The 26,742-nt window shown below is 47.5% G+C and carries 26 protein-coding genes; 8 read left to right on the forward strand and 18 right to left on the reverse strand.

Translation table 11 applies throughout. The annotated features are described in order from the left end of the window. Positions 1 to 31: 31 nt before the first annotated feature. The 6 genes from aroG to HCZ42_RS04955 all read right to left on the reverse strand — a co-directional run bounded on the left by aroG (position 32) and on the right by HCZ42_RS04955 (position 5,068). Positions 32 to 1,087 (reverse strand): 3-deoxy-7-phosphoheptulonate synthase AroG, encoded by a 1,056-nt coding sequence (gene aroG, locus HCZ42_RS04930; RefSeq protein WP_167419630.1) that lies wholly within the window; start codon positions 1,085 to 1,087, stop codon positions 32 to 34. A gap of 265 nt (positions 1,088 to 1,352) precedes the next feature. Beyond that, a complete protein-coding gene (locus HCZ42_RS04935) occupies positions 1,353 to 1,763 on the reverse strand; it encodes a hypothetical protein (protein ID WP_167419631.1) in 411 nt (136 codons plus the stop codon). Between the two features lie 60 nt (positions 1,764 to 1,823). Continuing rightward, positions 1,824 to 2,720, reverse strand: a complete 897-nt coding sequence (cyoE, locus tag HCZ42_RS04940) for a heme o synthase (protein WP_167419632.1) — start codon at positions 2,718 to 2,720, stop codon at positions 1,824 to 1,826. After that, entirely contained in the window at positions 2,717 to 3,751 is a 1,035-nt protein-coding gene (locus tag HCZ42_RS04945; RefSeq protein WP_167419633.1) for a COX15/CtaA family protein, read from the reverse strand. The genes cyoE and HCZ42_RS04945 overlap by 4 nt, the downstream gene beginning before the upstream one ends. Positions 3,752 to 3,777: 26 nt before the next feature. Further along, positions 3,778 to 4,326, reverse strand: a complete 549-nt coding sequence (locus HCZ42_RS04950) for a hypothetical protein (RefSeq protein WP_167419634.1) — start codon at positions 4,324 to 4,326, stop codon at positions 3,778 to 3,780. After that, complete coding sequence (locus HCZ42_RS04955; protein WP_167419635.1) at positions 4,319 to 5,068, reverse strand: SURF1 family protein; 750 nt, start codon at positions 5,066 to 5,068, stop codon at positions 4,319 to 4,321. Before HCZ42_RS04955 ends, HCZ42_RS04950 begins: the two co-directional genes overlap by 8 nt. Here HCZ42_RS04955 and HCZ42_RS04960 point away from each other — a divergent pair. Beyond that, positions 5,058 to 5,297, forward strand: coding sequence for a DUF2909 domain-containing protein (locus tag HCZ42_RS04960; protein WP_167419636.1), 240 nt, complete (start codon positions 5,058 to 5,060; stop codon positions 5,295 to 5,297). The genes HCZ42_RS04955 and HCZ42_RS04960 overlap by 11 nt on opposite strands. A gap of 6 nt (positions 5,298 to 5,303) precedes the next feature. Here HCZ42_RS04960 and HCZ42_RS04965 read toward each other — a convergent pair whose 3' ends face one another. Genes HCZ42_RS04965 through coxB form a run of 4 tightly spaced genes read right to left on the reverse strand, consistent with a single transcriptional unit; the run spans position 5,304 to position 9,572 of the window. Further along, positions 5,304 to 6,188 carry a cytochrome c oxidase subunit 3 gene (locus HCZ42_RS04965; RefSeq protein WP_167419637.1) on the reverse strand — a complete coding sequence of 295 codons (885 nt, stop codon included), beginning with the start codon at positions 6,186 to 6,188 and terminating at the stop codon, positions 5,304 to 5,306. Then, the gene (locus tag HCZ42_RS04970) at positions 6,185 to 6,790 is read right to left on the reverse strand and encodes a cytochrome c oxidase assembly protein (RefSeq protein WP_167419638.1); all 606 of its coding nucleotides are present in this window, start codon (positions 6,788 to 6,790) and stop codon (positions 6,185 to 6,187) included. Before HCZ42_RS04970 ends, HCZ42_RS04965 begins: the two co-directional genes overlap by 4 nt. 2 nt (positions 6,791 to 6,792) lie before the next feature. Next, positions 6,793 to 8,445, reverse strand: coding sequence for a cytochrome c oxidase subunit I (ctaD, locus tag HCZ42_RS04975; RefSeq protein ID WP_167419639.1), 1,653 nt, complete (start codon positions 8,443 to 8,445; stop codon positions 6,793 to 6,795). Further along, positions 8,442 to 9,572 carry a cytochrome c oxidase subunit II gene (coxB, locus tag HCZ42_RS04980; protein ID WP_439848984.1) on the reverse strand — a complete coding sequence of 377 codons (1,131 nt, stop codon included), beginning with the start codon at positions 9,570 to 9,572 and terminating at the stop codon, positions 8,442 to 8,444. The genes ctaD and coxB overlap by 4 nt, the downstream gene beginning before the upstream one ends. A 350-nt stretch (positions 9,573 to 9,922) precedes the next feature. Here coxB and HCZ42_RS04985 point away from each other — a divergent pair, with 350 nt between their 5' ends. Continuing rightward, positions 9,923 to 11,626, forward strand: coding sequence for a phospho-sugar mutase (locus HCZ42_RS04985; protein ID WP_167419641.1), 1,704 nt, complete (start codon positions 9,923 to 9,925; stop codon positions 11,624 to 11,626). A gap of 94 nt (positions 11,627 to 11,720) precedes the next feature. On the opposite strand, the gene HCZ42_RS04990 is transcribed toward HCZ42_RS04985, so the two are convergent. The 4 genes from HCZ42_RS04990 to HCZ42_RS05005 form a co-directional block, all read right to left on the reverse strand. Beyond that, positions 11,721 to 12,224 carry a protein disulfide oxidoreductase gene (locus HCZ42_RS04990; RefSeq protein ID WP_368484165.1) on the reverse strand — a complete coding sequence of 168 codons (504 nt, stop codon included), beginning with the start codon at positions 12,222 to 12,224 and terminating at the stop codon, positions 11,721 to 11,723. Further along, positions 12,221 to 14,326: a protein-disulfide reductase DsbD family protein gene (locus tag HCZ42_RS04995; protein ID WP_167419642.1), complete on the reverse strand. Its 2,106-nt coding sequence runs from the start codon at positions 14,324 to 14,326 to the stop codon at positions 12,221 to 12,223. The genes HCZ42_RS04990 and HCZ42_RS04995 overlap by 4 nt, the downstream gene beginning before the upstream one ends. Positions 14,327 to 14,456: 130 nt before the next feature. After that, entirely contained in the window at positions 14,457 to 14,876 is a 420-nt protein-coding gene (locus tag HCZ42_RS05000; protein ID WP_167419643.1) for a GNAT family N-acetyltransferase, read from the reverse strand. A gap of 62 nt (positions 14,877 to 14,938) precedes the next feature. Then, positions 14,939 to 15,571 carry a LysE family translocator gene (locus tag HCZ42_RS05005; RefSeq protein ID WP_167419644.1) on the reverse strand — a complete coding sequence of 211 codons (633 nt, stop codon included), beginning with the start codon at positions 15,569 to 15,571 and terminating at the stop codon, positions 14,939 to 14,941. Positions 15,572 to 15,783: 212 nt separating this feature from the next. On the opposite strand from HCZ42_RS05005, the gene HCZ42_RS05010 reads away from it, so the two are divergent. The 3 genes from HCZ42_RS05010 (at position 15,784) to HCZ42_RS05020 (ending at position 17,753) form a co-directional block, all read left to right on the forward strand. Next, entirely contained in the window at positions 15,784 to 16,623 is an 840-nt protein-coding gene (locus tag HCZ42_RS05010) for a helix-turn-helix transcriptional regulator (RefSeq protein WP_167419645.1), read from the forward strand. A 105-nt stretch (positions 16,624 to 16,728) separates the two neighbouring features. Then, positions 16,729 to 17,448 (forward strand): AzlC family ABC transporter permease, encoded by a 720-nt coding sequence (locus tag HCZ42_RS05015; protein WP_167419646.1) that lies wholly within the window; start codon positions 16,729 to 16,731, stop codon positions 17,446 to 17,448. Continuing rightward, on the forward strand, positions 17,445 to 17,753 hold the full coding sequence (locus HCZ42_RS05020) for an AzlD domain-containing protein (protein WP_167419647.1): 309 nt from the start codon (positions 17,445 to 17,447) through the stop codon (positions 17,751 to 17,753). The genes HCZ42_RS05015 and HCZ42_RS05020 overlap by 4 nt, the downstream gene beginning before the upstream one ends. A gap of 191 nt (positions 17,754 to 17,944) precedes the next feature. Here the strand turns inward: HCZ42_RS05020 and HCZ42_RS05025 are convergent, their stop codons facing one another. From HCZ42_RS05025 to HCZ42_RS05035, 3 genes are all read right to left on the reverse strand, one after another. Then, positions 17,945 to 18,559, reverse strand: a complete 615-nt coding sequence (locus HCZ42_RS05025) for a fumarylacetoacetate hydrolase family protein (RefSeq protein WP_167419648.1) — start codon at positions 18,557 to 18,559, stop codon at positions 17,945 to 17,947. Between the two features lie 291 nt (positions 18,560 to 18,850). Further along, positions 18,851 to 19,702, reverse strand: a complete 852-nt coding sequence (locus tag HCZ42_RS05030; protein WP_254868894.1) for a MalM family protein — start codon at positions 19,700 to 19,702, stop codon at positions 18,851 to 18,853. An 84-nt stretch (positions 19,703 to 19,786) separates the two neighbouring features. Then, a complete protein-coding gene (locus HCZ42_RS05035) occupies positions 19,787 to 21,121 on the reverse strand; it encodes a carbohydrate porin (protein WP_167419650.1) in 1,335 nt (444 codons plus the stop codon). Between the two features lie 446 nt (positions 21,122 to 21,567). Between HCZ42_RS05035 and glgX the strand changes: the two genes are divergently transcribed. Both glgX and HCZ42_RS05045 read left to right on the forward strand, forming a co-directional pair. Then, on the forward strand, positions 21,568 to 23,541 hold the full coding sequence (gene glgX / locus HCZ42_RS05040) for a glycogen debranching protein GlgX (RefSeq protein ID WP_167419651.1): 1,974 nt from the start codon (positions 21,568 to 21,570) through the stop codon (positions 23,539 to 23,541). Positions 23,542 to 23,724: 183 nt separating this feature from the next. Then, positions 23,725 to 24,591: a glycerol kinase gene (locus tag HCZ42_RS05045; RefSeq protein WP_167419652.1), complete on the forward strand. Its 867-nt coding sequence runs from the start codon at positions 23,725 to 23,727 to the stop codon at positions 24,589 to 24,591. 4 nt (positions 24,592 to 24,595) lie between these two features. Here the strand turns inward: HCZ42_RS05045 and HCZ42_RS05050 are convergent, their stop codons facing one another. Then, positions 24,596 to 25,498: a LysR substrate-binding domain-containing protein gene (locus HCZ42_RS05050; protein ID WP_167419653.1), complete on the reverse strand. Its 903-nt coding sequence runs from the start codon at positions 25,496 to 25,498 to the stop codon at positions 24,596 to 24,598. 154 nt (positions 25,499 to 25,652) lie between these two features. On the opposite strand from HCZ42_RS05050, the gene hisC reads away from it, so the two are divergent. After that, positions 25,653 to 26,738 (forward strand): histidinol-phosphate transaminase, encoded by a 1,086-nt coding sequence (hisC, locus tag HCZ42_RS05055; protein WP_167419654.1) that lies wholly within the window; start codon positions 25,653 to 25,655, stop codon positions 26,736 to 26,738. Positions 26,739 to 26,742: the final 4 nt, after the last annotated feature.

Here is a 26,742-nt window from a genome sequence, read left to right on the forward strand (position 1 = left end):
CTCAGATGAGAGCCCTTTCTAGATAAAACCATTACTTGTTGTTACGACGCGTTTCTACCGCACCAGCCAATTGACGCAATACTTTTTCAGTGTCATCCCAACCGATACATGCATCAGTAATAGATTGACCGTAAGTCGGTGCAACGCCGTCTACCAAGTCTTGACGACCTTCAACTAGGTGTGACTCGATCATCACGCCGAATACTGCATCTTCACCGTTAGCGATCTGACCAGCGACATCTTCCGCGACCAACATTTGGCGTTGGTACTGTTTAGAGCTGTTCGCGTGGCTGAAGTCGATCATCACTTTCTGTGGTAGACCTGAACCCTCTAACTCAGATTTGATCGCTTGAACGTGTTGCGCGCTGTAGTTTGGCTCTTTACCACCACGTAGAATGATGTGGCAATCTGGGTTACCCGCCGTCTCAACGATGGCTGAGTGGCCATATTTAGTTACTGACAAGAAATGGTGAGACGCGCCTGCTGAGCGAATTGCATCCGATGCAATCTTAATGTTGCCATCTGTACCGTTTTTGAAACCTACCGGGCAAGAAAGACCAGACGCTAACTCACGGTGTACCTGAGATTCCGTCGTACGCGCACCGATAGCACCCCAGCTGATCAGGTCCGCCACGTATTGAGGGGTGATCATATCAAGGAACTCACTTGCGGTCGGCAAGCCCATATCTGTCAGGTCTAGCAGTAGTTTACGACCAAGGCGCAAACCATCGTTGATCTTGAATGTGTCGTTTAGGTACGGGTCGTTAATCAGCCCTTTCCAACCTACTGTGGTTCGTGGCTTTTCAAAGTAAACGCGCATCACGACTTCAAGGCGGTCGCCTAACTCATCACGCAGCACTTTCAATCGTTTACCGTATTCAATCGCCGCTTCAGGATCATGGATTGAACATGGACCGATGATAACCAATAGGCGATCATCTTTACCATTGAGAATATCTGAGATCGCTTGACGTGAACGGAACGTCGTTGAAGATGCGGTTTCAGTCGCTGGAAACTTCTCTAAAACAGCAACTGGTGGCAATAATTCTTTTACTCTACTAATTCTGACATCATCGGTTTGGAACATGGCTTACTACTTCCTATTTTCTTGGTTTGAGCGCCGCACCTAAAAGGTTGGTGCATAAATGCTCAACTTTGTTATTTCCTGTTCCCTGTAACTTATCTATCAAAAAACAAGGTTGCAAGCACTATTTTTATCAAAAGGCAATATTTCCGATAATTTTACACTTTACATATAGCGTAAAGAAATAATTACACCCATAAATAGTAAGTGCCAGCCCAATGGCTAAGCAGGTTGGACAAAGCGTTAAAACAGCAAGAAAAGCAACGTATTAGCGGGTGTAGCGAAGACGATAATAGGTGAAATAAATAAGACTACCCGCAAGTACTCCACCAATATTGATGCTTAAATCGAGGAGAGAAAAATCTCGATTAGAATTGAACATCTGAGAAAACTCATCGATTGTCACCAAAGAGAGCAGCAACCATATCCAAGGCGATAGTGGAAGTGACGAGTGTTGATAATGGCGTTTAGGCGTCGCCCAAGAAGACACATAACCCAGTGTTGTCGCGACACACAAATGCAGCACCCAAGAGCCACCGAGCCATTTCTCTACATCCAAAACAGCGTATGCGTACCAGTCTAAAGATTTTGCTAAGGACGCCGCTCCACCAACAACAACAACCAGCATTAACAATAACAATCTTTTGCTCAAATAACTCGACGGGTAAGACACGGACATCAATGGTTCTCCTTTGTGGGAAACAAAGGTTACTCGATGTCCATGTCAGTTGAAAGTCCCTTAGATTAAATAATGGTCAATAAGCAGTAGCACAAATAAGAGCATCAGGTGATAAATGGAAAATTTGAACGTCGCGATGGCAGTTTGCTTGTCGGGATTGAATTTGAGTTTCCATGCGTAACCGATAAATCCCAAGCTTAAACAGATCGCCCCAACCCAATAGACCATACCGCTCATGCCCACTAACGCAGGAAGCAAGCACACCAATGTGAGTAACACGGTGTAGAGTAGTATCGAGGTTTTGGTGTATTCCACGCCGTGTGTCACTGGCAGCATTGGAATGTTTGCTTTGGCGTAGTCGTCCTTACGATGAATGGCGAGCGCCCAAAAATGTGGCGGCGTCCAGATAAAGATGATCATTACCAGTAGCCAAGCATTCGCGTGCAGTTCTCCGGTGACTGCCGTCCAACCTAATAGTGGAGGCATGGCGCCTGCGATCCCTGCAATCACGATGTTTTGCGGTGTCGCCCGTTTTAGGTACATGGTGTAAATCACTGCATACCCGAGCAAACTAGCGAACGTTAACCATGCCGTCAGTGGGTTAGTTAAGGTGTACAGCACTATAAAACCAAACACACCAATCGATGTCGCAAACGCAAATACACTAAGTGCATTCACATCCCCTGAAGGCAATGGACGCTTGTACGTGCGTGCCATAATCGCATCAATACGCCTGTCGATAAGGTGGTTAAACGCGGCAGCGGAGCCCGCCATCAAGCCTATCCCAGTTAGGCCGAAGATGGTTTCGTAAACAGGAAGAGCACCGGGCACCGCCAAGCACATCCCAACCAGCGCGGTCAGCAACATCAAGGCGACGACTTTTGGCTTAGTCAGCGTAAGATAGACTCGCCAAGTCGATTTTGCGTGCTCTGCGCTATAGCTTATGGTTTTACTCATCGTACGCTCTCCTTACTGACTAATCCTGAATCTACCGTCACCTGACTGGTACGTTTCAGTAACAGGTAAGTGACCTGCAACACTGAGACTAAAAGCAGCGCCGCGCCAAGGTTATGCGCGACGGCAACCACCAGAGGCAAACTAAACAAAACATTGGTCACGCCCAGCAAGAGTTGGATCCCAAGCAACATTGCAACGCGTTTTCCTGCATTCTTAAGCCGCGAACTTTGTGCACAAAACAGCCGATAAACCAGCGCCAGCGAAAGCAATGTCACCAACAACGCGCCAAAGCGGTGGGTAACGTGAATCGTCATTCTTGCGCCGTACTCCAAAGTGCCAAACTCGTAGCTATCACTGTGGGGTTGTAGCGGTTGGAAAGCGGTCTTAAAGTCCAAATAGTTAACCCAATCACCCTGACAAATCGGCAAACTGGTACACATCAGCGCGGCGTAGTTAGATGACGTCCAGCCGCCGAGAGCGATTTGCAACACCACGGCCCCAAATGTCACCAATGAGAGCACTCGCAGACCGGAAGACGCTTTCACCTCATCCAATGCAGGACTGCTGGCATCACTCAGCTTCCAATACAGTAAACACAACAAACTGAACAAGGTGAAACCACCGAGCAGGTGCCCCATCACCACAATCGGCATCAGTTTCATTGTCACTGTCCACATACCCAATAGTGCTTGAAACACAATCACTAAAGACAGTAATACCGGTAAACCAAAAGACACCGCGCGGCTTCTCAGGCACAAGAAGGTAATTGCAAATACCACCAAACCTAGTGTTCCTGCAAAGTAGCGGTGTATCATTTCCAACCATGCCTTGTGCGCTTCGACTGTTAGGGAGGGATAAAGCGATTTAGCCAGCGCAATTTCGTGACTTTCATTGGGTACGGTCAGATGCCCATAACAGCCCGGCCAATCAGGACAGCCCAGCCCCGCATCAGCAAGTCGCGTATAAGCGCCAAGCATAATCACAATAAAGGTCAGTACTAAGCTGAGTCGAACCAGATTAATCAATCTCATATACGACACTCCTTGTCCCTTTCCTGTTAGCCAACGCGCGACAACTTAAGCAGCTTTCTCAGATCCGCCAATACGTTCTTACTCTGGGATACCAGCTCATCCTGAGCTTGCGCTTTTGGGTAGCGCATCACCAGTTGCCCCAAAGGGTCGACAATCACGTATTCGAAGTCCGATAAGACCTGATTCATTTCACCGTTGATATGAACGGTATCGAAACCTTCGCTCTCTATTGCCCCAATATCGCTGGAATCCGTAATCAACAAAACCGGGGACACTCTTGTCTGATACTTGCCAAGTGCAATATGGCTTTGTCCTAACAAGTACAACTGCTCACGACAGAATTCATCACAAACACTTGGCACAACATAACCAAGCTGCCACTGAGCGCCCTGATAAGGATTTTCTAACCCAAGAGATTCAAAGCTAGTTCGCGGTTCAATCAGTACACCTTTGTTGGTCACTCCAGAGTGATACCAATGGTTGACCAATATTGTTTTTGCCACCACGACGGGCAAGGCAAACATCAGTACCAGCGCGATTAAAATAATGCGACCTCTTAGAACCGGATTACTCATGGTGAACTCCTTTTCTTAACGCTCGGTACAACACCCACAAACTCAAGATGACCAGCACAACCGCCATCGAAAACCACTGCACCGCATAACCAAAGTGTTTCGCCGAGCTAAGCGGAATCGGCACCCAAGGCTGAGGATAAGGCCAGGGTTTATTGATCGGTTGCAACACGTAGGGCTCTATATCAACCCGCCAAAGACTGGATAGCTGAACGACATTTAAGTTCTGAATCCGACTTGGTACGCCTTGCTCCAACATCAACTCATCACTTAACGGATTAGTTGAGCGTTGATACAGTCTCGCCTGAATGTCTAATGGCTCTTGTAACCATTCCACTTTGGGTAAGTGACTTCTTGTTCCGCCTGCAGTGACAAACCCGCGTTCGAGCAACACGTGTTTACCGTTGGCCAACGCCACCAACTGATAAGCTAAGTACCCGACCTTGCCCTCATGAGTCTGATTGTCTAGCAGCAGATATCGGCTTGGCATTGGGCGAACGATTCCTTCAACGCGTAAACCAGTAAGATAATCAAACTTGGCTACCTCTATCTCCGCGAGAGGAACCATTGCAGCGGATTCTCTCTCGCTAAGCCTTTGCTCTAACTGCTGTTTTTCATCCGCTCGTGAAAGTTGCCACAATCCCAAGTTGATCAATACCGAAAAAACAACCACAGTTAATAACACCCCCAACCAAAATGTGGGCTTCTTCGATAACCCAACAAAGGACAACCAAATGGTATTCATCTTCAAACTGCTGTTGGTCGTGTTATTACTGTTTATCATCGTCAATCTCGCCAGAGCAATGTTCGAAATGGTCAAAGGTCCTCGTTCAGACCTCGAAGATGAAGCCAACCAAGACAAACCAATGAGCTTCTACCTCGGTAAACGCGTGTTCCTCTCTGCTCTTGCAGTTATTCTCCTAATTGCGGCGTTACTCAGCGGGTTGATAGAGCCCAATGCTCGCCCTTACTAGCTTTGCCTACAACACATAAACGAACGTGAACAAACACAGCCAAACCACATCAACAAAGTGCCAGTACCAACTGCCCGCCTGAAAGCCGAAATGGTCATTGGGCGTAAAATGGTCTTTGGCAATACGTCCTAAAAGCACTGTCAGGAAAATGGTGCCGAGCAACACGTGCATACCGTGGAAGCCTGTAAGCAAGAAGAAAGTGTTGCCGTATACTCCGGACTGCAAAGTAAGCCCTAGCTCCTGATAAGCGTGTATGTACTCCACGCCTTGGTAGTACAAGAAGAAACACGCCAGCACGATGGTAATTTCCAGCCACACCACCAATGCCATCCGGCGGTTTTGCTCTAACGCCACGTGCGCCATGTGCAGCGTGATCGATGATGTGAGTAGAATGACGGTGTTGACCAACGGAATGCCTTGCCAGCTCATTGCCTCTGTCGTAGTTCCTGAAGGCGTAGTGGTTAATGGCCAAAACGCTTCAAACGACGGCCAAAGCAACTCATGAGTCATGGCATTATTACTTGCTCCTCCAAGCCATGGTACGGCAACCATTCGTGCATAGAACAACGCGCCAAAGAATGCACCGAAGAACATCACTTCAGAGAAGATAAACCAGCTCATCCCTTGTCTAAACGAGCGTGAGATTTGGTTGGAGTACTTTCCCGTCATCGATTCAGTGATCACGCTGCTGAACCAGCCGGCAAACATGTAGAGTAAAAAAAGAACCCCGGACAACAGGATTACCTTACCGAAGACACTCCCTTCACCGCCTTCCGCCATATTCTGTACCGTGACTCCTGCCCCGACTGCGATCAAAAACAACGCGACCGCTCCAACAATTGGCCAGCTACTTTGTGCTGGTACGTAGTAAGGCTGATGTTTTGAGCTCATTGATTTGCTCCTTGCGGTTGAGCATTCAAACGCGCTTGCCTGACACTGGCGACTTTCGCCGCTGGGTCTGCTTTTTGAGTAATGTCGTATAGCGTGTAAGACAGCGTCAGCGTGTGAATGGAATCAGGGATATCAGGTTCGATGTAGAAAATCAGCGGCATTTCCGCCTGCGCCATTGCCGCCAACGGTTGTTGGTTAAAGCAAAAGCACTCAATTTTGTTGAAATAGCTCGCACCCAACCCCGGAGACACGGAAGGCACCGCTTGGCCGACAATATCTCGATCGGAAAGATTTTTAGCAAGATAGGCGGTTTGAATCACCTGCCCGGGATGGACTTGCATAAAAGATTGTTTTGGCTCAAACGACCACGGCATATCGTGGTTTAGATGCGCCATGAATTCAACGCGAATCGTACGCGACTCGTCCGGCACCATGCCTTGCGGCTGCAGCACCGATTCGGTATTCGTTTTGCCATTGATTCCCAAGGTATCGCACATCACGTCGTAAAGCGGAACCAGAGCAAAGCCAAAGCCAAACATCGCCACTACCGCTACCAGCAGCTTTAGCGTCAGCTTGCGATTGGATTTACTTTGCTCTTCCATCACTAATCCACCTTAGGCGGTGTTGAGAAAGTATGGTGTGGCGCAGGACTTGGAACCGTCCATTCCAATCCTTCCGCATGTTCCCAAGGTTTGTCTTGCGCTTTCTGTCCTCCGCGAATGCATTTGATCACGACAGCAAGGAAGATCAACTGCGACAAACCAAAGGCAAAACCACCAATCGACACCACTTGATTCACGTCAGCAAACTGGATGGCGTAATCAGGAATACGTCGCGGCATACCCGCGAGGCCGAGGAAGTGCATCGGGAAGAACAACACGTTGACCGAGATCACCGAACACCAGAAGTGCCACAGGCTTAGCTTACGGTCATACATATGTCCGGTCCATTTCGGTAGCCAGTAATACGCTGCCGCCATAATCGAGAACACCGCTCCCGACACCAACACATAGTGGAAGTGAGCGACGACAAAATAGGTATCGTGATATTGGAAATCCGCCGGAACAATAGCAAGCATCAGTCCCGAGAAACCACCGATAGTAAATAGGATGATAAAGGCGATGGTAAACAGCATTGGCGTTTCAAACGTCATTGCGCCACGCCACATGGTCGCGACCCAGTTAAACACCTTGACCCCTGTCGGCACCGCAATCAGCATGGTGCAATACATAAAGAACAATTCTGCGAATACTGGCATGCCCGTGGTAAACATATGGTGCGCCCAAACAAGGAATGACAGTAAGGCAATGCTGCATGTCGCGTAAACCATTGAATGGTAACCAAACAGTTTCTTACCACTGAAGGCAGGAATGATCGCCGAGACGATACCAAATGACGGCAAGATCATGATGTACACTTCTGGGTGACCAAAGAACCAGAAAATATGCTGGAACATCACTGGATCACCGCCGCCTGCGGCGTCAAAGAATGAGGTGCCGAAGTATTTGTCGGTTAACACCATGGTCACTGCCCCAGCCAGCACTGGCATCACGGCGATCAGCAAGAATGCAGTGATCAGCCAAGTCCAGACAAACATCGGCATTTTGAACCAAGTCATGCCCGGCGCACGCATATTAACGATGGTGACGATGACGTTGATCGCCCCCATGATCGAACTGATACCCATAATGTGTACCGAGAAGACAAACAAAGCAGTGCTGTCAGGGCTGTATTGCGTCGACAATGGCGCATAAAAAGTCCAACCGAAGTCTGGACCACCACCCGAAGTAAATAGCGAAGAGATTAAGATCAGAAACGCGAACGGTAAGATCCAGAAGCTAAGGTTATTCATTCGCGGCAGCGCCATATCTGGTGCACCAATCATTAACGGAATCATCCAGTTAGCTAAGCCAGTAAATGCTGGCATCACCGCACCAAATACCATGACTAAGCCGTGTACCGTCGTCATTTGGTTAAAGAACTGCGGCTCGACTAATTGCAATCCCGGCTGGAAGAGCTCTGCGCGAATCACCATCGCCATCGCTCCACCCGTTAAGAACATGATGAAGCTAAACCACAGATAAAGTGTCCCGATGTCTTTATGGTTGGTGGAATAGATCCAACGCGCGATGCCTGACGGCGCCTCATGGTGATGGTCTTCGTCAACGGCAACAGCGCTGTTGGCACGGCTGAGATCCGCATCCGCCGCCGGCGCAGACTTGAGCGCTTCTAATGATTCAGGTTTGGACGTTTTCATTCTCCCTCCTTAGAGGATGGCGATTCAGACGCTCGCATCGCGTTCACATCGGATGCCTGAACAAGATCACCCGTACTGTTGCCTAATCCATTACGCTGGTATGTCACGACAGCAGCGATTTCTTTGTCGGTAAGCTGATTCGAAAACGCCTGCATCGCTGTTCCCGGACGACCGTTAAGCACCGTATCGATATGAGTGGACACCTCTCCGGTCGCCACTTTACTACCAGTAATCGCAGGGAATGCTCCGGGGATACCTGCACCACTTACCTGGTGACACACGGCACAGCGGTCTAGATACGTTTTTTCACCCAATGTCATCAACTCATCTTTAGACAGAGTGGCAGTCAGTGAAGCCGCCGCTTCTTCTTTTGCTTGGGCGATCTCTTGCTTCTTCGCGATCAGCCATTGGTCGTACTCTTCCTCTTCCATGGCATGAACCACGATTGGCATAAAGCCATGAGCACGACCACATAGTTCGGCACATTGACCACGGTAAACACCCGGTTCATCAATCCTCGTCCACGCCTCATTAATGAAACCAGGGACAGTGTCTTTCTTAACCGCAAAATCGGGCACCCACCAAGAGTGGATCACATCGTCCGAAGTCAGCAAAAATCTCACTTTACGATTGATCGGCAGTACCAACGGATTGTCTACTTCCAACAGGTAGTGCGCGCCTTTTTCTTCCACACCGTCGATGGCTTTCTGGCTGGTGGCGAGCAAGCTGTAAAACTCGACGTCTTGGTTAAAATAGCTGTAGTGCCACTTCCACTGAGAGCCGGTGATTCTGATTGTCAGGTCGGATTGAGATGTGTCTTCCATCGCGACTAAGGTTTTGGTCGCCGGAATGGCCATTAAGACAAGGATGATGATTGGAATCACCGTCCAGATGATTTCGACTTTGGTGCTTTCATGGAAGTGAGCAGCGACTGCGCCTTTGGATTTGCGGTGGTGATACATCGAGTAAAACATCGCACCAAACACCACCAGCGCGATCGCGCAGCAGATGTAAAAGATCAACATGTGCAAATCGTAGACTTTGCCACTAATGTCCGTGACACCCTTTGTCATGTTGAATGTGCGTTCTTCTGCACCGGAGGAAGCAGCATAGCCAGCAAACAACAAGCCAGTCACTCGCCACAATGTTACTTGCAATCTTTTCAAAAGACCTCTCCTTTGCCTTTTCGCCTTATTTGGCGAGCTTTCCAAGACGACCTATTCGGACTTCCAAGCAAAAATTTCCACTGATTCTTGGGGACGTAGAGAATTATTTGTAAACAGCAAAATTGATGTAATTTGTTATATTTATGTTAATAAAAACTAGTTGGCGTTTTTAGATTGTGCAAGAAAGTGATATTACTTCTTTGGCACAAGCGCAGTTTAGCGATTGCGCTACCATAAATGATAATCGTTATCAGCCATAACCTCCCAAATGTCATACACTTGGGGTAACGATTGAAGAAGGTAGACAGACTATGATGGAACAAATAATGCGTTGGTTGGAAAAAGACCCCGACCCACGTACACGAGAAGAGTTACAGCATCTGGTAGACGAGCAAAATATTGCTGAGTTAGAAGACAGATTTAGCCATCGTCTCGAATTTGGGACAGCGGGTCTTCGTGGTAAAGTCGGTTGTGGTCCAAACCGCATGAACAGATTGGTGATCCAGGAAACCGCGACAGGACTTGGTCACTACCTGATCGAGCAAATCAAAGATGCCGCTCAGCGTGGTGTGGTGATTGGTTACGATGGCCGACCTGACTCGTGTCAGTTTGCTCACGATACAGCATTCGTTTTGACTAGCCTAGGTATCAAAGTTTATCTGACCCATAAAGTCGCCGCGACGCCTATTGTCGCTTTCGGTGTCAAACACTTCAACGCAGCGGCGGCGGTCGTCGTTACTGCGAGTCACAACCCACCCGAGTACAACGGCTTTAAAGTGTACTGGGAAAACGGCGCACAGATCATTCCCCCCCATGACTCGGGTATCGCGGCCGAAATCGAACAAGCGGCGACAAAACCTGTACCTCTGATGTCACTTGATGACGCGGAAAAACACGGTTTGCTCGTTTGGCTGAAAGACGATTACTATCAAACCTACCGCTCCACAATGAATTCCAATTCACTACTGGCTAACCATACCGCACCAGAATCGATTGGCGTTGCTTACACTGCCATGCACGGTGTTGGTGCTGAAATGGCAGAGACACTTCTGCAAGATGCTGGTTTTGCTAAGGTTTACAGTGTAAAGGAACAACGCGAGCCAGACGGTAGCTTCCCAACAGTAAACTTCCCTAACCCAGAAGAAGACGGTGCAATGGATATGGTTGTCGCATTAGCGAAAGCCAACAACGCAGATATTGCCTGCGCTAATGATCCGGATGCAGACCGATTTGCCGTTGCAGCACGTAAACCGGACGGTGAGTACCAAATGTTAACTGGCGACCAAGTGGGTTCGCTGTTCGGTTACTACCTATTAAGCAAAACCGATGCTAACAAACAGCTGGTTGGCAACACTATTGTCTCTTCGACTCTGCTGAGTAAAATCGCCCGCGCGATGGGCGCGGAATACTACCAAACCCTGACGGGCTTTAAGTGGCTGACTAACATTGCGATGCAAAAACAAACCGCAGAGAAGCAGTTCTTGTTCGCTTATGAAGAAGCACTCGGTTATACCGTTGGCAACAAAGTGTGGGATAAAGACGGATTGTCGGCACTGGTTGCGTTTGCCCAGCTTACCGCAGAGCTGAAAAGCCAAGGTAAAACCGTTTGGGATCAATTAGAAGCGATTTATCGTCAGCACGGTATGTATGTCAACGCACAACATAGTACAGCCTTGGATCCTAAAGACCCGCCTGTTGGTGACAAACTGCGTGCCGCGCAGCCGACGATGATTGCGGGTCGTAATGTCGAAGTATTGGAAGATCTCAAAGCGCTCACCCGTACTTACGCTGATGGCAAAACAGAAAGCATTGATTTACCAGCCAGTGACGTTCTGATTTACCACCTCTCAGGCGGTGCGCGAGTGATCGTTCGCCCTTCTGGAACCGAGCCAAAACTGAAGTGTTACTACGAGGTCGTGGAACCGTTTGATCCAGCAGAATCCTTTGCTGAGGCATACGAGAAAGCCGATCTTGCCATGGACCTCCTGATTGCCGAGCACCAACACACCATTTAATCTTATGATTTAAAAGATTAAATGGTTTCAAACCAAATAAAACGCCTCCACCCTGAATACAGAATGGAGGCTTTTTATGATCCAGTAGTTACAATTAAATCTGCGCTAACCATATCCGAGCAAGTAGCCCCGGTGGCGTAGTTATTCCCGTCGTCACGCTCGCAACCTCTCCATCCTTAACGACAAAAATCGTTGGCGTTAATGAGATACCCCACTGCTTGAATAGGCCTCCGTTAGGGTCATTGATATTGTCAAACTGGTAGCCTTTTTGCTGCAAAAACGCTTTGACCCTTTGGTCGGCTCCTGACGATCCTGAAATTGCCACGACAGTGTAATGGTCACTGAGCCAGTTGACCGTTGGGCTAACAAACTTACACGCTCCACACCAAGTAGCCCAAAAGTAAATCACTACCGGCTGTTCCTGACTGAGCTGATTGATATTGACTACGCGTCCATCCATCGTTTGCACCGCAAAATCCATTGCCACGTCTTTCGGCATATCTTGGCTACGATACCAATCGACACCAGCCACGATCACCAAACCGAGTACGATGTAAAGCGCGAGCTCTTTCAATCGAGAAAGGAATGTTTTCTTCACGAGCCAGCTCCTCCACTTGCGACATCTATCGCTTGAATCACCGATTTATCATTTAAAATCACCGGCAGAGGAATTCCCTCTGGCGCAGCGGGGCCATAGACAATATTGAACGGCACACCAAAGCGGCCATTTTCACGTAAATAACGGCTGACCTCGCTGTCGGGATGCGTCCAATCCCCTTGCATCGCGACAATGGAATCTAACTTTAACGTGGAGTAAACCGGGTCTTGTAGAATCACACCAACCTTGTTGGCTTGGCAGGTGACACACCAATCCGCAGTCACATTCACAAACACTGTCTTACCCGCACTAACTGCGGTTGAAATCGCGCTTTGATCCAGCGTTCGCCACACCAAATCATCAGGCAACGGAGTCACCCATTTATCTGTCGTCATGCTGCCGAGGATCAAAGAACCAGCCAAAGCCATCATCAAAAATCCGCCCGATAAAACAAACATCTTATCGCCATACACACGCTTAATGGCTTTTAGTAGCAGTACAAGCGCGACAAGGGCAATGACCACCACCCAAAAAACTGGCAAGTGGTTGGTGAGCAGGCTGAGTAACCACAAACTCGTGCCGAACATCATTAGACCAAACAAGGATTTGACCTTATTGACCCACGCCCCCGGTTTAGGCAACAAGGTCGCAAGACGTGGGAAAGCCGACACCAACAACCAAGGAAAAGCCATCCCCAAGCCCAATGCGGTAAAGATAACAAACAACTCTACACTGCTTGCAGCTAGAGCAAACGCTACCGCCGTGCCAAGAAATGGTGCGGAACAGGGCGTTGCTAATAGTGTGGCAAACATGCCCTGAGTAAAGTGACCAAGCTGTGACTCATCCCCTCTTGCGGCTAACCAAGTGGTAATTCGCGCTGGAAGCGAAATGTGGAACAAACCGAGCATATTGGCACCAAACAAACCCGTGACTAATACCATCAAACCGATAAACCAGCCACTTTGGAACTGAATCCCCCAACCGACGGTATTACCCGTCAGTTTCAAAATCCACAAAAAACCGGCGAGCAACCAGAATGAACATAAGATCCCAGCCGATGAAGATAAAAACTGGCGACGGATTTGGGTGCGCTTGAAGCCGTGAGCAGAAATCACGCTACTCAGCTTCATCCCCAGCACTGGTAACACACACGGCATGATGTTGAGAATCAGGCCGCCGATGAATGCAAAACCGAGCATCATCAAAAGTGATCCGTTGTAGCTATCAATTACGCCTGCACGGGCTTGCAACTCAACTTCAGCGAGTAGCCCCTCATCTTTCACTGACACTCGCAAAGGGATTTGATTAAGATTGATATCATTCATCCAGCTCGACACGCGAAACGTGACGGACACGGCGCCGTTATCGAGTTGCGTTGTAAGTGGTGTGAAGCTGTACTCTTTGCCGCGCGAATCAAACGAGTCGACAATCAGCTCTGGCGATTGCCAAGGTAACGCTTTGCTGAGTTTAACGCTCAGTAATTTGTTCTGTTGGTCCCAAGTCGCTTCCGAGGCACTAATTTGTGCAGTGCCTTTTGGTACCTGACTGATTGCCTGCGCATAGCGGTAAGCATCAGTCTCACTAACCGCCAGTTGGCTTGGAGTGAACGTGAGTGAGAACGGGTAGTCGGTCAACACACACACCGTGTCACACGAAGAAAGTGTCAGCTTGGCGCTCAATTCAACAGGACGCCGCCAATCTTGAAGAGTAAGAGTTATCGGAATGACCACATCACCCTTATACCCAAGCGTACTGATGCCTAGCAGATCAAATCGCAGTGGAAACGGCCAATGCCACTGGACGTCTTTGAGGTTGGTCGAGCCACTCCAGTCTATTTTCGGTGCAACGCCACCTTCACCGGGATTTCGCCAATAAGTTTTCCAGCCTTCTTCTAACTTCACTTCGAGAAAACCTTCAACCAATGGTTGTGCCGAGTTGGATTGCCCGGTGATAACAAATCGAGTTTGTACTGGAGGATGCTGAGGATTGCTCATCCACCCTGTTTCAGTCGCTACCGATAGAGAAGAAAAGCCAATAAGTAGAACAAGCGTAATTAGGCCAACGAGCTGCTTAAACAGTTTTATATTTAGTATGCGGTTCATATGTTTTCCAAACTTGTCCGCCAGTGACAACTCACATAGTCACGTGCGGGATAGGGTTTAGCGAAACATGTTTTCACCAAACCTTATGAGATCCGTTATAAGACCGCACTAACATAAACAACTGCTCAAACTAGGCAATTTTCTTTTGTAAGAAGATTTTATCGACACCACGAGTTGGAAAACCAGTGTAACGCCCCACTTCCTCGAAACCGAGCTTGGCGTAGAAGCCGGGAGCTTGGAATGTATAGGTATCTAAGTAGATGTCGGTTACACCAAGTTGCTTGGCCTGTTGCTCCACTTCTTCCATCAGCTTTGAGCCGATCCCGGCAGAACGGTTACTGTCATCCAACCATAGGAACTCGACGAACAAAGTGTTGGTAAAGATCTGGCCGGTTAGTCCGCCAAGAAAGTTGCCGCCTGGGTCTTCGGCGACGCAAGCCAGTGACTGCATTTCTTCATCAGGAAAGTGTTTTAGGTTGAAAGACTTTAGCCCGTTATAGATAAGATCTTTGATGTTTTTCGGCGGGTTCAACATGAACTGTATATGCATAACAACTTCCCTATTAAAAAGGCCAGCAAATGCTGACCTTTAAAACTGTGCCAAAAAGTGGCTTAACTGGCAAATGAACTTAGCATACACAACGCCAATATCACGAAAATCAAACCCATAAACTTATGCTGATAGGTTCTGAATTTAGCGTTTTCAAGCAAAGGCTTACCGAGAGTACCAACCAAAGCGACCAGCAGTAGATTAAACGCTAAACCCAGCACATTAAGCAATAGGCCTAGCGCAAGCATCTGTTCGCCAGACGTCGCAGTAATATTACTTGAGACAAACTGGGGCAAGAACATCACAAAGAACACCAACGCTTTCGGATTGAGTAGATTGCTCACCAACGCTCGTTGATAAAAAGTCGTCGCAACTTTACTCGTGCCGTCGAGTTGCGGCGCATCAGACGCGCTGGCGCGTAAACAATCCCACCCCATCTTAAGCAAGTATGCACCACCAAGTAGATGAAGCGCTTTGAGCGCAATTGGGCTCATGGCGATCAATGCCGATACCCCAAGCGCCGCCAATAACGTCAAAATAACTCCAGATGTCGCATTACCCAAGCTCGCAAAGATCCCTACTTTACGTCCGTAGCTCATACTCGAGCTGGCAATCAACAACATATCTGGTCCCGGCAGTAGCAAAAGTGCGACCACAGCCGTCAAATAGACGGGTAGCACTGATAAATCGATCATAATTATTATGTTACAGGAGCAATAAAGTGCGGGATTTTATACCAACATAACCTCCCATTCCATAATTAAAATAGAAGCAAAACACCAAATAACCAGAACAAACAACAAGCAAACGTTAACGTAGATAGTTCAAATAAAAAGCGCAATTTTGTACAAAAAATTCAAACCCCGTTAGGCTAGACTGCAAAAGGGACGCGAACAGAGGAAGTACAATGGCGCATCATACGGAAAAGGAATCAGCAAACTTTCAACTGGCCAGTGAACTGGGCGGGCTTGAACTCCTTGATGCTAAGTACACCAACCAAAACTTTTCGCGCCATAGCCATGAGGGCTACACCGTTGGTGTTATTGAAAAAGGCGCACAACGCTTTTATCGCACTGGTGGAAATCATATTGCACCTCAAGACAGTATTATCTTAGTCAACGCTGACGAAGTGCATAACGGTCAAACCGCGACGGAAGGTGGCTGGGAATACAAAGCCATGTACCCACTGCCAGAACAGTTTGCATCGCTGACCGAAGGCTTACTCCCACAAGGCTCTGTACCTTACTTCCCTGAGCCTGTGGTTTATGACCCAGAGATGGCGCAGCAACTGCGTATGGTGTTCGACACCTTGGCTAAATCAGACAACAAACTCCTGCGTGAGACACTGGTCTACGGCACTTTGGTTAAGCTGATTAGCCGACACAGCAAAACGCGGTTAGATTGGGAGCCACAAACCCGAACTCAGAAACAACTCAAGCTGGTTAAAGAATTTTTAGATGATTTCCCTCAGGCGGATGTGAGCTTAGACGACCTCGCCAAACTTGCTGGTTTAAGCCCGTACTATTTGGCGCGCAGCTTTCAGAAAGAGTTTGGCTTTCCGCCACATGCGTATCAGATCCAATCTCGTTTGCGGTTGTCTAAACAGTTATTGCGACAAGGGATGGACATCTCTGACGTCGCTCAAGAAACAGGATTTCATGATCAAAGCCACTTTCACCGCCATTTTAAGCGCGCGATGGGCGTGACTCCGAGACAGTACAAACCACAGAAGGCTAAACGTAAATAACCTGAGCTAGGGATAATCTAAGCCTCTCAGTACAGCAGTATTGTACAAGCGTTGGCTTTGCCCAAATGTCTAAATAAGGGCAAGTGAACACAACTAGAGATATTAATGAGTACTACAAGTTTGAATTCTACTAGCCAACCTTCACGCGGCCGTTTGTTCCTACAAGGCACGGTTGCGATGTTACCACTCAGTATTGCGGTGATCCCTTGGGGCTTGCTCGCTGGATCGTATGCCGTTGAATCAGGGCTAACCATCATTGAAAGCCAAGCGCTATCGGCGATTTTATTTGCGGGGTCAGCACAACTTGTCGCAACAGGTATGATTAAAGCCGGAGCGAGTTTAACTACTATGTTACTCGCGACCTTCTTTATTACCTCACGACACTTCCTTTATAGCGTGTCGATGCGCAGCAAAGTGAGTCCACTTCCGCTGAGATGGCGATTGGCGCTAGGTTACCTACTCACTGACGAGCTATTTGCGCTTTGTGGTCTGCAGTCGGACAAACAATTTGATCGCTGGTACGCGCTCGGTGCTGGGCTAAGCTTTTATCTGTTTTGGAACATAGTGACGTTTATCGGCATTCTCGCAGGAAATTACATTCCTTCGATGAATGAGCTCGGACTTGAATTTGCGGTCGCAGCAACGTTTATCGCGATCGTCATCCCCAATATAAAAACGTCACCGGTACTTGCGGCCGTAGTCGCGTCTTTGGTCATCGCGGTGACATGCAGCTATTTCGCCATAGAATCAGGACTGATGATCGCCAGCGTCGGAGGTATGGTGGCGGGCTATTTGGTTGAATCGTTTAAAGGAGCGAAGCGATGATTTTGCTGTCAATTCTTGCTATGACGTTTTTGGTTTTCGTCAGCCGATATCTATTTCTGGAGCCAAAATTACCGCTGCGCTTGAACCCGCAAGCGCAGAGGTTGCTCAGCTACTCGAGCCCTGCTGTATTAACAGCGATCTGGGCACCTATCGTATTTATGCCGGAGCAAGAGCTGTGGATCACACCGGACAACCCTTATCTGATTGGCGCCATAGTCGCTGCGGTCATGGCGTGGAAAACCAAAAACGTGTTGCTCACTACCTTTGTCAGCATGGCGGTATTTCTGGTTCTAAAACTGCTCTAGCCGAACCTTTAACCAAATAACGCAGCGATCAAAAACACTACCACTGCGATACACAGCGTCCATTTCACTAAAATACCAATTTGCGGTGAGCCGCCATTCGGTGCTTTGTTGCAACAACCCATAATAAAAAACCTCTGATTGAATCACTCAATCAGAGGTTAAACCTTTGCCTTGGGGTAAGGTAAAGAACTTTATTCAGCCACCCATTCAATTTCGATTAAGGTTTCTTCTTTACACTTCAAACGCGCCAAAAACAGGTCTCCGCGATGTACTTCGCCCACGCCTTGCGGTGTGCCCGTCATGATCACATCGCCATCTTGCAATGTGGTGTAGCTTTGTAACTCTTGTAAGATCACCTGCGGCGGATACATCATCTGTGACACATCGCCTTTTTGCACGCGCACGCAGTTAATGAACAACTCTATCTCTAGACTATTGATGTCTAATCCTGCAATCGGAATAAAACGGCTGAATACGGCAGAGCCATCAAACGCTTTTGCTCTCTCCCACGGTAAGCCTTTCTCTTTCAACTTAGATTGCAAGCCACGCTTGGTCAGATCGAGTCCAAGCCCAACCGCGTGAAACTGGTTGTTTTTGATCAGGAAACAGATTTCGCCTTCGTAATGAAGTGGCTCTTGGTGGGTGGCACGCAGTACCGATGAAATAGAAGTCGATGGTTTGTTAAACACCACCATTTGCTCAGGAACGGCATTATTAAGCTCATGAATATGCTCTAGATAATTGCGTCCTACACAGATAACTTTGGTTGGGTAAACCAACTCTTCATCAAGCTTGACCGAATACATTTCACCTTCCCTGAACCATGAATATCAGCGAACGATTCTAGAGCAAATATGAGTAAAGGGAACTACGATAAGTCTGAAAATCAGATCCAAAACCCATTATTAATCAAAGCTTAAATAGCAAGAAACGTGTTGTATGCCAACCCAGTTTAGCGAAAGCAAGCGCTTGTTCGATCAGGCACTTACCCCATGAACATCTCGGCAGGATTGCTAATAGTTTCGCCAACGTTGCGTGGCACAATTAGAACGCTAAGGCTAAAGCCACCATTAACCTTAGCGTAATTGGAAAGACATCTATTTAGCGTTTACCGATCGTACAAACACTTCTTGTGCACCTTCGATGTTCAACGCTTTCGCTTCTTCAAGTAAGCTCAGTGCCTTATCGATATTGTTGGATTCCACTGCCTGTCGGATAGCATTGTGGTAGTAAGATTGTGTTTCTGGAATAGCTTGAATAGTTGACTGGGTTGGTTTTTGAACCGCTACAGCCTCTTTAGGCTTAGCTTCTACGAGAGATTTTTGGTTATAGCCACTAAGCGTGATTGTTTCCACACTCAAAGAAAAGTGGCCGTTATTGGATGCTAGGTAGGTAGGATCCGTCACAATCGGCATCGGCTCACCAGATTCTTGCGCTCTGATCTTTGCTGGATGAGGCACAACTACTTTTTTACCAAGCTCTGAAGTCTTTACATAGACGACCATATAAGGCGTCTTTACTGTGTCTACTTTCTCGGTCATTTCATAGCGATTCTTAGCAAAAGCATCAGAAAACTTCACAGTAAATGCGTCATCGATCGTTTTAACGACGTTGAACTCCGCATCAAGTAATTCAACTTGAGGAATCGCAACTTCCCCATCTAGCATCAAGCTTCTTAGTCGTATCTCAACTAAGCCTGATTGCTGGGTAAAGGTAAACGCTGAGAAATAGCTCTTGCTACCATCAAACTGATTAACAGGTGACGAAGCGTTCAGTTCAAAGTCAAGGTCTTGATTTTGTTGTAGTCTAAACCAAGGGAAATGACTGGCAGACTCGCAACATACTTCTGTTTGCAGGGGTAAGATATTTTGCTTAAGAGATAAATCATCGCTTGAAGCACAACCGATTAAACTCATGCCGGAGAGTAGCAAGGTAAGGTATTTTTTCATCTCTATATCCATTTCTTATTATATGAGTAAAGGCAGTCTTGAGACTGCCTTCTATGTTATAACTTGTAAGCTTAACCGACCTAGTTAGAACCAGATTTCAGCTTCGACACCAAAGCGAGTTTCGTCACCTTTCGAGTCTTTAGCCCAAGCGTAATCATCATCGCTAGAAGTCATGTAAGTTACGTATGGCTTGATTTGAGGGCGACCCCAGTAGTCAGCATTCACAGTGAACACAGGACCTAGAGTTGCAGTGACGAACGACGTATCGTCTTTATCGCGTCCCCAAGCCGAACCGTCATCAAGCATTTCGTTTGCGTAAGTTAGCACGGCTTCCATACGGAAGTTGTCGTTAATCTTGTATGATGGAGTCACACCAACGAATAGGCGCTGAACATCGTCTTGTCCCCAAACTTGACGGTCATCTTTGTTATCAAGAGCCCAGTAAACAAGCTCAGTACCAATCTGTAGGTTATCTGTAACGTTCGCAACACCGTAAGAAGTCAAAAAGATCGAACGATCACTTTCATTCCAACCACCGTTCCAAGAACCGAAGTTTACACCTTTGGTACCAGCTAAGCCTTCACCGTAAGTCAATGCAGTTAGGGACCAGCCATCAAAACCATAGTAGCTTGTAGAGTAAGTGACAGAAACACCCACACCATCGTCTGCTGCATTTGTTGAAGAATCAACGTTGGTTCTAGTCATGTACTTAACGTCGAAGTCAAACTTACCACCTAGACCTTCCACGCCGTACATGTAAAGGTCAACAGAAGTCATTGTTTTGCTACTTCCATTATCGTCTAAATTATCATTCTTACAGTTGAGTGTAGCGGTACCGACAGTACAGTAACCATCACCAGCGTCAGCAGAAACAACCGCTAAGCCCATGTTGTCGTGTTGGATACCACCGCCCAGACCAGAAGATTGTTTCCAGTACTCTTTTGTAATGATACCTGCTTGGCGGTTTAGGTAACGTTGACCTGCCCAAATACTTGTGCCTTCCGCGAAGAAAGAGAGATCGCCCAATTCTACATACGCTTCTTTGAATTCGAACTCACCAGACTGTAGGTGTCCTTCGTTACCACCTGAAGAGGTGTAGAAACCACGGCCATTACCGCCTTCGTGGTTACCGTATTCCGTTTTTAGGACGTATTTAGACCATGATCCATTCTCGTAATTGTCACCACGAGACACCGTGAATTCAACTTGATTAGGGTTTCCTGAAAATGCTGCACCTGCTGCGCGGTAGTCACGGCGGTGAGCCCAAGTCTCACCAGTATCTAACGACTCACCTACGTTGTATAGCAGGTGGCCATAACCGTTGACTTGCCATCCTTGTTGAACTTTATCGTCTGCCTGAGCAGCACCAATAGCTAGTGTAGAGATCACTGCTGCAGCAACTATGCTTACTTTTTTCATTGTTAACTCCGTTTAGGGTTTCTTATTCTTTTTTACGCTCTCCCCCGATACATCCCGAAAAGGCAGCTACAGGTGGTAAAAAGAGAGGTAAGACGAGACGTGGGCTAAGCCCTTGTCTCCATTTGTTTCAACGGTGGCCAGATTACTGAGGGAGGAGGATTTCTACTTCCTCCGGATGAAAAATAATTCAGGGGGATGAGAAAGGAGGAGAAAGTTAACCGAACAAGATATTAGTGCGATTAATCACAGTTCTGAGGAGGAGTAGACGGTTTTTATTAATTTTCTGCTCAACAAAATGCCAAATAGCTCAAATTTTTTTCTAAAAACGTCTTATTTCTGTAATAAAATTACATTTACAATTTTTTATAAGGCGCTTGACCTGATGCAAACAAAACTATTTACTAAAGCCTCACTACAAGGAAAATAATATTTATAGAGTGATGAATATGCAGCGCTCACATCCCTATCCTCAAGGCGCAACACTGAATCAAGACGGGTGTAATTTTTCGATTTATGCTCCCGGTGCGCCAAATATCCAGCTGGCCATTTTTGATCAGCATGGCGATTTTCAGAGCTATCCGCTTGCGAATGAATATGCGGGGATAAAACACACTTTCATCCCTGGAGTGACCGCTGGCACCAAATACGCTTACATCGTTGAGAAAGATGGTAAGCCGCATTTGATTTCCGACCCATATGCCAAAGCGATTTCCCGACCGCTTCACTACACATTACCTTTCGACTCTGCAAAGAGCTTTAAACTTGCCGAATGTGTGGTGGTCGATGATTATTTTGATTGGCAAGGTATCGAACGCCCTCGCCGTCCTCGCGAAGAGATGGTATTGTTTGAAACCCATGTGAAAGGCGTTTCCAAGCTCAACCCGAGTGTTCCTGAGCACCAACAAGGTCGCTACCTAGGCTTAGTCAGCGACGCGATGATCGAGTTTTACAAGCAGCAGAACATCAACACTCTGCAGCTACTGCCGATTGCGGCTTGTATGCATGAGCCACATTTGCTCAAAATGGACAAGGTCAACTACTGGGGTTACAACCCATACTTGTTTATGGTACCCGACCCTAGATACGCAGAATCTGACGCGGTAAATGAGCTAAAAACGGCGATCCGCGAACTGCATAGACACGGTATTGAAGTGATTCTGGACGTCGTCTATAACCACACCGCTGAGGGTGGTGCAGACGGTCCGGTATTTAACCTAAAAGCCCTCGACCAGCACTACTACCTCAAACACGGACGCCACTTTGCCAATTATACTGGTTGTGGCAATACTGTTGACCTCTCATACCAACCTAGCCTCAACCTAGTGATGGATACGCTGCGTTACTGGGTCAATGAATATAAGGTCGATGGTTTCCGTTTTGACCTCGCCGCAACCTTGGGCCGTCACGGTGACCATTTCAGCCAAGACGCCGGATTCTTCAAAGCCGTCGCTCAAGATCCTGTGCTGAGAGACGTTAAATTGATAGCTGAGCCTTGGGACATCGGTCCAAACGGCTACCAAGTGGGTAACTTCCCGTTTGGTTGGAACGAGTGTAACGATAGACTACGCGACATCACCCGTAGCTTCTGGCGTGGCGACCAAGGTTTTCTCAAAGAGTTTGCCACCCGTATTATGGGCTCACGTGACCTTTACAGCGCCGCAAACTGGCCATACAAACTAACGGTCAACTACATCACCTACCACGATGGTTTCTGCATGCAGGACCTTGTCTCTTACAAGAACAAGCACAACGAAGCCAACGGCGAGCATAACCGTGATGGCCACGGCGACAACCGCTCCGACAATTACGGCGTGGAAGGTGAAACCGAAAACCAAACAATCATTGAGAAACGAGAAAAGCAGAAACGCAATTTTATCGCGAGCCTGCTGTTTGCTTTCGGTATTCCACACGTGCTCACCGCCGATGTTCTGTCGCACACGCAACGTGGTAACAACAATGCCTACTGTCAAGACAACGAGATCAGTTGGCTTGATTGGCACATGACGCCACAGAAAGAGTGCTTTAAAGAGTGGTTGGCGCAGATGGTCAAAGCTCGTCAGACCTACATGGTGCCGTTTATTCGTGCATTCAGTGGCGAAAAACGTAACGACAACCGCATCTTCTGGCGTCGACTCGATGGCAGTTTCATGGAGCACGAAGACTGGAACATGCTGAGCTCTGTGGCGCTGCATTTAGGTTTAGGCAAAAACGGCGATGAGTTGTTCTACTGCATTAACCAAACCAATGCCCCTGCCCGATTCACGCTACCAAGCGATGCGAATCAGGAATGGGTGATGATTTGTAATACAGACTCTCACGAACTGCACCAAAGTATCGACCACAAACAGGTCTTAGTAGCTCCGGCATCTATCGCGATTTTCCACGCCAAATCGTGGGCATCGTACGCGGTGATTTGGTAAAGGCTTACGTTATATCCCCCAACTTCATCTAAAAAGGCACACTGTGCCTTTTTTATTGGCATATCTTACATTTAGCCGCAACTTGTCTTGAATTGGTGCTAAATAGCCTGAACAATACAAACGTCCTATGACTTTTATCCACCTAACAAACAGGCCGAGCGACACCGCTTTCAGGAACAAGGTATGCCAGACAAGATTTCCACCACTGCGCTTGCAAAGCTACGTTCAATTGAACCTAAGCAATTGTTCGCAGAGCTAAAGACTGCGGGTTACATTAATCGTGCAGAAGATAGCTGGGTTCTCACCGAACTCGGGGCAAAGTTTGGTGGAGAGTATGTCGAGCACGCCAAATTCGGCAAGTTTATCGTCTGGCCAGAGAATCTACTCATTGACTCCAGCGCCACCAGCGGCAAAACACTAAGCGCGACACAAATCGGTGAGCGCTTTGACCTCAACGCAAAAAAGATCAATCAACTGCTACAAGAACTCGGCTGGATAAACCGTAGCAAAAACGGCTGGCAAGTGAGTAATTCCGGTCTCACTGTCGGCGGTTACCAGCGCGAAGACAAAGAGAGCAACCAGCAGTTTGTTGTTTGGCACGACTCCATCGTTCGCAATAAGCGCCTAAAACAATCTGTATTGGAGTTCTCCGGGCACGATGCAGAGGTGCATGCCACCGACAAGTCAATTTCCAGTTTCAGACAAAAATTCGAAGCCAAACACCGCACACTTGACGGTCATTATGTTCGCTCCAAAGGCGAGCTGATCATCGATAACTGGTTATACATGAACGGCATTGTGCACGCCTATGACCGACAACTGCCCATCGAGCAAGACGTTCTGAGTGATTTCTACTTACCGCAAGGCAAAGTTTATCTGCAATTTTGGGGCAAAGACAACGGCACCATATCCGATAAAGAACGCGAGCAAATCAGGTCAATCTACCAAACGCACCAGTTTGAACTCATCGAAGTATTCCCAGAAGAGATCGAGCAACTGGATAACGTATTACCGCCAAAGCTGCGTGAGTACGGCATTAAAGCTTACTGAGGCGCTATACAAATTCGTTTTGCTGCTCGGTTGAGGTTAACCAGCCGACGAGATTGGCAACTTTGGCGTTGTCATTGTCACTGTGTGACATCAGGTAATATCCGTTGCCTGACGACACCACTTCATCAAAGGGTTGTATGACCCGCTTGAGTTTTAAGTCTTGCTCAGCCAACGTCAAATCCCCAATTGCAATCCCATAACCGAGCTGCGCCGCATTCATCGCCTGATCGAGCGTGGCAAAGGTCTGGTTGGTTTTTCCTTTCAGTTTTGGTAACCCACAGGCATTAAGCCACAGTTGCCAGTCCGATTGTTCTTGGTTGGCGTGCAGCCAGGTAAATCGGTCAAGTAAAGACTCATCCTCTTGCTCAGACGCCAAACGTTGCTTTTGCCAAAGTTGTGGCGAACATATCGGCGCGAGTTTTTCTTCAAACAACAACGCTTGCTGAACATTTTTGGTTTTGCTTGGTTTGCCATACATCACCACCACATCGAAACTATCAAAGTTAGGAATGGGTTGGTGCTTGGTGGTAGAGGTCAGCTCAACATTGATATCGGGATACACTTGCTGAAAACTCGCCAAACGAGCAAGAATCCAACTGGTAATACAGCTAGGTGCGTTTAGCTTGATCCGGTTTGCGCCTTCAGACACCTCACGCACCGCGCTTTGAAGACGTTTGATGATGTCTTCCGCCATCGGTACAAACTTGTCCCCCTCAGGGGTTAACGCCAACCCTCGAGCCTGACGATAAAACAGCATCGCGCCGATGATTGACTCCAACGCTTGTATCTGACGGCTGATCGCACCTTGCGTCATGTTCAACTTCTCTGCCGCATGGGTAAAGTTAAGGTGCTCAGCGGTTGCTAAGAACGCTTGTAAGTTTTTTGTAGAAGGCAATCGACTATTCATTTTTGCATCTTAAGCCATGTTATTTTTGCATGCCTATTATGTCTTAATTTCGATTCATTATTAAATTCATTTTGACTAGATTAACAATTAACCCCGTTAAAGATGAATTTTATTTCATTCACGTCGATTTATAAGTCATACAAAAGGATTTTCAATGGGTTCACTTGCAGACAAATTAGCGCCTGAGAGCATAAAAAAATTAATACCTTATCAATCTGCACGTCGCATAGGAGGCTCAGGAAGACTGTGGCTCAACGCAAACGAACTCGAACAGTCCATCGCGTTCAGTGAGCAACAGTCCGATTACAACCGCTACCCAGACTTTCTTCCCCATGAGATTGCCAGCGCATACCAACAATACTGCCAAACTCAGCAACCCGTACTTGCGGTACGAGGCGCAGATGAAGCGATTGATCTACTCATTCGCACTTTCTGTAAACCGGGTACGGACAGCATTGCTATCTGCTCACCGACTTACGCGATGTATGAGTTCTGCGCCGAATCTCTAGCAGTCGAGACCATCGACGTACCTTTGCTCGCGCCAGACTTTGCGTTGGATGTAGACGGCGTAGTCAAAGCCGCGAAACGAGCAAACATCGTTTTTCTTTGTTCGCCAAACAACCCGACGGGGCAACTGTTGAACAAAGCTCAGGTCAACGAGATCTTAGAGCAAACCAAACAAGACGCGCTGGTGGTGGTCGACGAAGCCTACATCGAATTCGAACTGGCACAGAACGTGGTGAGCTTAATCGACCAATATCCGAATCTCGTGGTGATTCGTACCCTGTCAAAAGCGTTCGGCTTGGCAGCGGTAAGATGTGGGTTTATCGTCGCGGCGCAAGAGGTGATGGACTACGTGATGAAGCTGATTCCACCGTATCCAATGCCTGACAGCTCGGCAGAAATCGTTCTTAAGGCATTAAGCGAGCAGGGATTAGCGAAAGTCGCGGCCAGCACGCAGGCACTTATCGAGACCAAGCAACGCTTTATCAACAATATTAAAGAACTGCCTTGGATAGAGACTCTCTATCCTTCAGCAACAAACTTTGTTTTAATTCGTACACACGCGGATGTTGATCTGTTTAGTTACTTAGCTGAACAAGGGATTGTGACGCGCAATCAGGCTCATGAGCCGAGTCTGAAACACTGTGTTCGTATCACTATCGGCTCTGAACAGAGCATGCAAGAAGTCGCTCAAACTATCTGTAACTACAGCAAAACGCAGACAACATCGAAGTAAATAA

It is taken from the genome of Vibrio hepatarius, assembly GCF_011806575.1.
GTDB lineage: Bacteria > Pseudomonadota > Gammaproteobacteria > Enterobacterales > Vibrionaceae > Vibrio > Vibrio hepatarius_A.

What these genes read in the sequence shown, in the direction of transcription:
- aroG (WP_167419630.1), bottom strand. Translation starts at nt 1,087, where the DNA reads ATGTTCCAAACCGATGATGTCAGAATTAGTAGAGTAAAAGAATTATTG.
- HCZ42_RS04935 (WP_167419631.1), bottom strand. Translation starts at nt 1,763, where the DNA reads ATGTCCGTGTCTTACCCGTCGAGTTATTTGAGCAAAAGATTGTTATTG.
- cyoE (WP_167419632.1), bottom strand. Translation starts at nt 2,720, where the DNA reads ATGAGTAAAACCATAAGCTATAGCGCAGAGCACGCAAAATCGACTTGG.
- HCZ42_RS04945 (WP_167419633.1), bottom strand. Translation starts at nt 3,751, where the DNA reads ATGAGATTGATTAATCTGGTTCGACTCAGCTTAGTACTGACCTTTATT.
- HCZ42_RS04950 (WP_167419634.1), bottom strand. Translation starts at nt 4,326, where the DNA reads ATGAGTAATCCGGTTCTAAGAGGTCGCATTATTTTAATCGCGCTGGTA.
- HCZ42_RS04960 (WP_167419636.1), top strand. Translation starts at nt 5,058, where the DNA reads ATGGTATTCATCTTCAAACTGCTGTTGGTCGTGTTATTACTGTTTATC.
- HCZ42_RS04955 (WP_167419635.1), bottom strand. Translation starts at nt 5,068, where the DNA reads ATGAATACCATTTGGTTGTCCTTTGTTGGGTTATCGAAGAAGCCCACA.
- HCZ42_RS04965 (WP_167419637.1), bottom strand. Translation starts at nt 6,188, where the DNA reads ATGAGCTCAAAACATCAGCCTTACTACGTACCAGCACAAAGTAGCTGG.
- HCZ42_RS04970 (WP_167419638.1), bottom strand. Translation starts at nt 6,790, where the DNA reads ATGGAAGAGCAAAGTAAATCCAATCGCAAGCTGACGCTAAAGCTGCTG.
- ctaD (WP_167419639.1), bottom strand. Translation starts at nt 8,445, where the DNA reads ATGAAAACGTCCAAACCTGAATCATTAGAAGCGCTCAAGTCTGCGCCG.
- HCZ42_RS04985 (WP_167419641.1), top strand. Translation starts at nt 9,923, where the DNA reads ATGATGGAACAAATAATGCGTTGGTTGGAAAAAGACCCCGACCCACGT.
- HCZ42_RS04995 (WP_167419642.1), bottom strand. Translation starts at nt 14,326, where the DNA reads ATGAACCGCATACTAAATATAAAACTGTTTAAGCAGCTCGTTGGCCTA.
- HCZ42_RS05000 (WP_167419643.1), bottom strand. Translation starts at nt 14,876, where the DNA reads ATGCATATACAGTTCATGTTGAACCCGCCGAAAAACATCAAAGATCTT.
- HCZ42_RS05005 (WP_167419644.1), bottom strand. Translation starts at nt 15,571, where the DNA reads ATGATCGATTTATCAGTGCTACCCGTCTATTTGACGGCTGTGGTCGCA.
- HCZ42_RS05010 (WP_167419645.1), top strand. Translation starts at nt 15,784, where the DNA reads ATGGCGCATCATACGGAAAAGGAATCAGCAAACTTTCAACTGGCCAGT.
- HCZ42_RS05015 (WP_167419646.1), top strand. Translation starts at nt 16,729, where the DNA reads ATGAGTACTACAAGTTTGAATTCTACTAGCCAACCTTCACGCGGCCGT.
- HCZ42_RS05020 (WP_167419647.1), top strand. Translation starts at nt 17,445, where the DNA reads ATGATTTTGCTGTCAATTCTTGCTATGACGTTTTTGGTTTTCGTCAGC.
- HCZ42_RS05025 (WP_167419648.1), bottom strand. Translation starts at nt 18,559, where the DNA reads ATGTATTCGGTCAAGCTTGATGAAGAGTTGGTTTACCCAACCAAAGTT.
- HCZ42_RS05030 (WP_254868894.1), bottom strand. Translation starts at nt 19,702, where the DNA reads ATGAAAAAATACCTTACCTTGCTACTCTCCGGCATGAGTTTAATCGGT.
- HCZ42_RS05035 (WP_167419650.1), bottom strand. Translation starts at nt 21,121, where the DNA reads ATGAAAAAAGTAAGCATAGTTGCTGCAGCAGTGATCTCTACACTAGCT.
- glgX (WP_167419651.1), top strand. Translation starts at nt 21,568, where the DNA reads ATGCAGCGCTCACATCCCTATCCTCAAGGCGCAACACTGAATCAAGAC.
- HCZ42_RS05045 (WP_167419652.1), top strand. Translation starts at nt 23,725, where the DNA reads ATGCCAGACAAGATTTCCACCACTGCGCTTGCAAAGCTACGTTCAATT.
- HCZ42_RS05050 (WP_167419653.1), bottom strand. Translation starts at nt 25,498, where the DNA reads ATGAATAGTCGATTGCCTTCTACAAAAAACTTACAAGCGTTCTTAGCA.
- hisC (WP_167419654.1), top strand. Translation starts at nt 25,653, where the DNA reads ATGGGTTCACTTGCAGACAAATTAGCGCCTGAGAGCATAAAAAAATTA.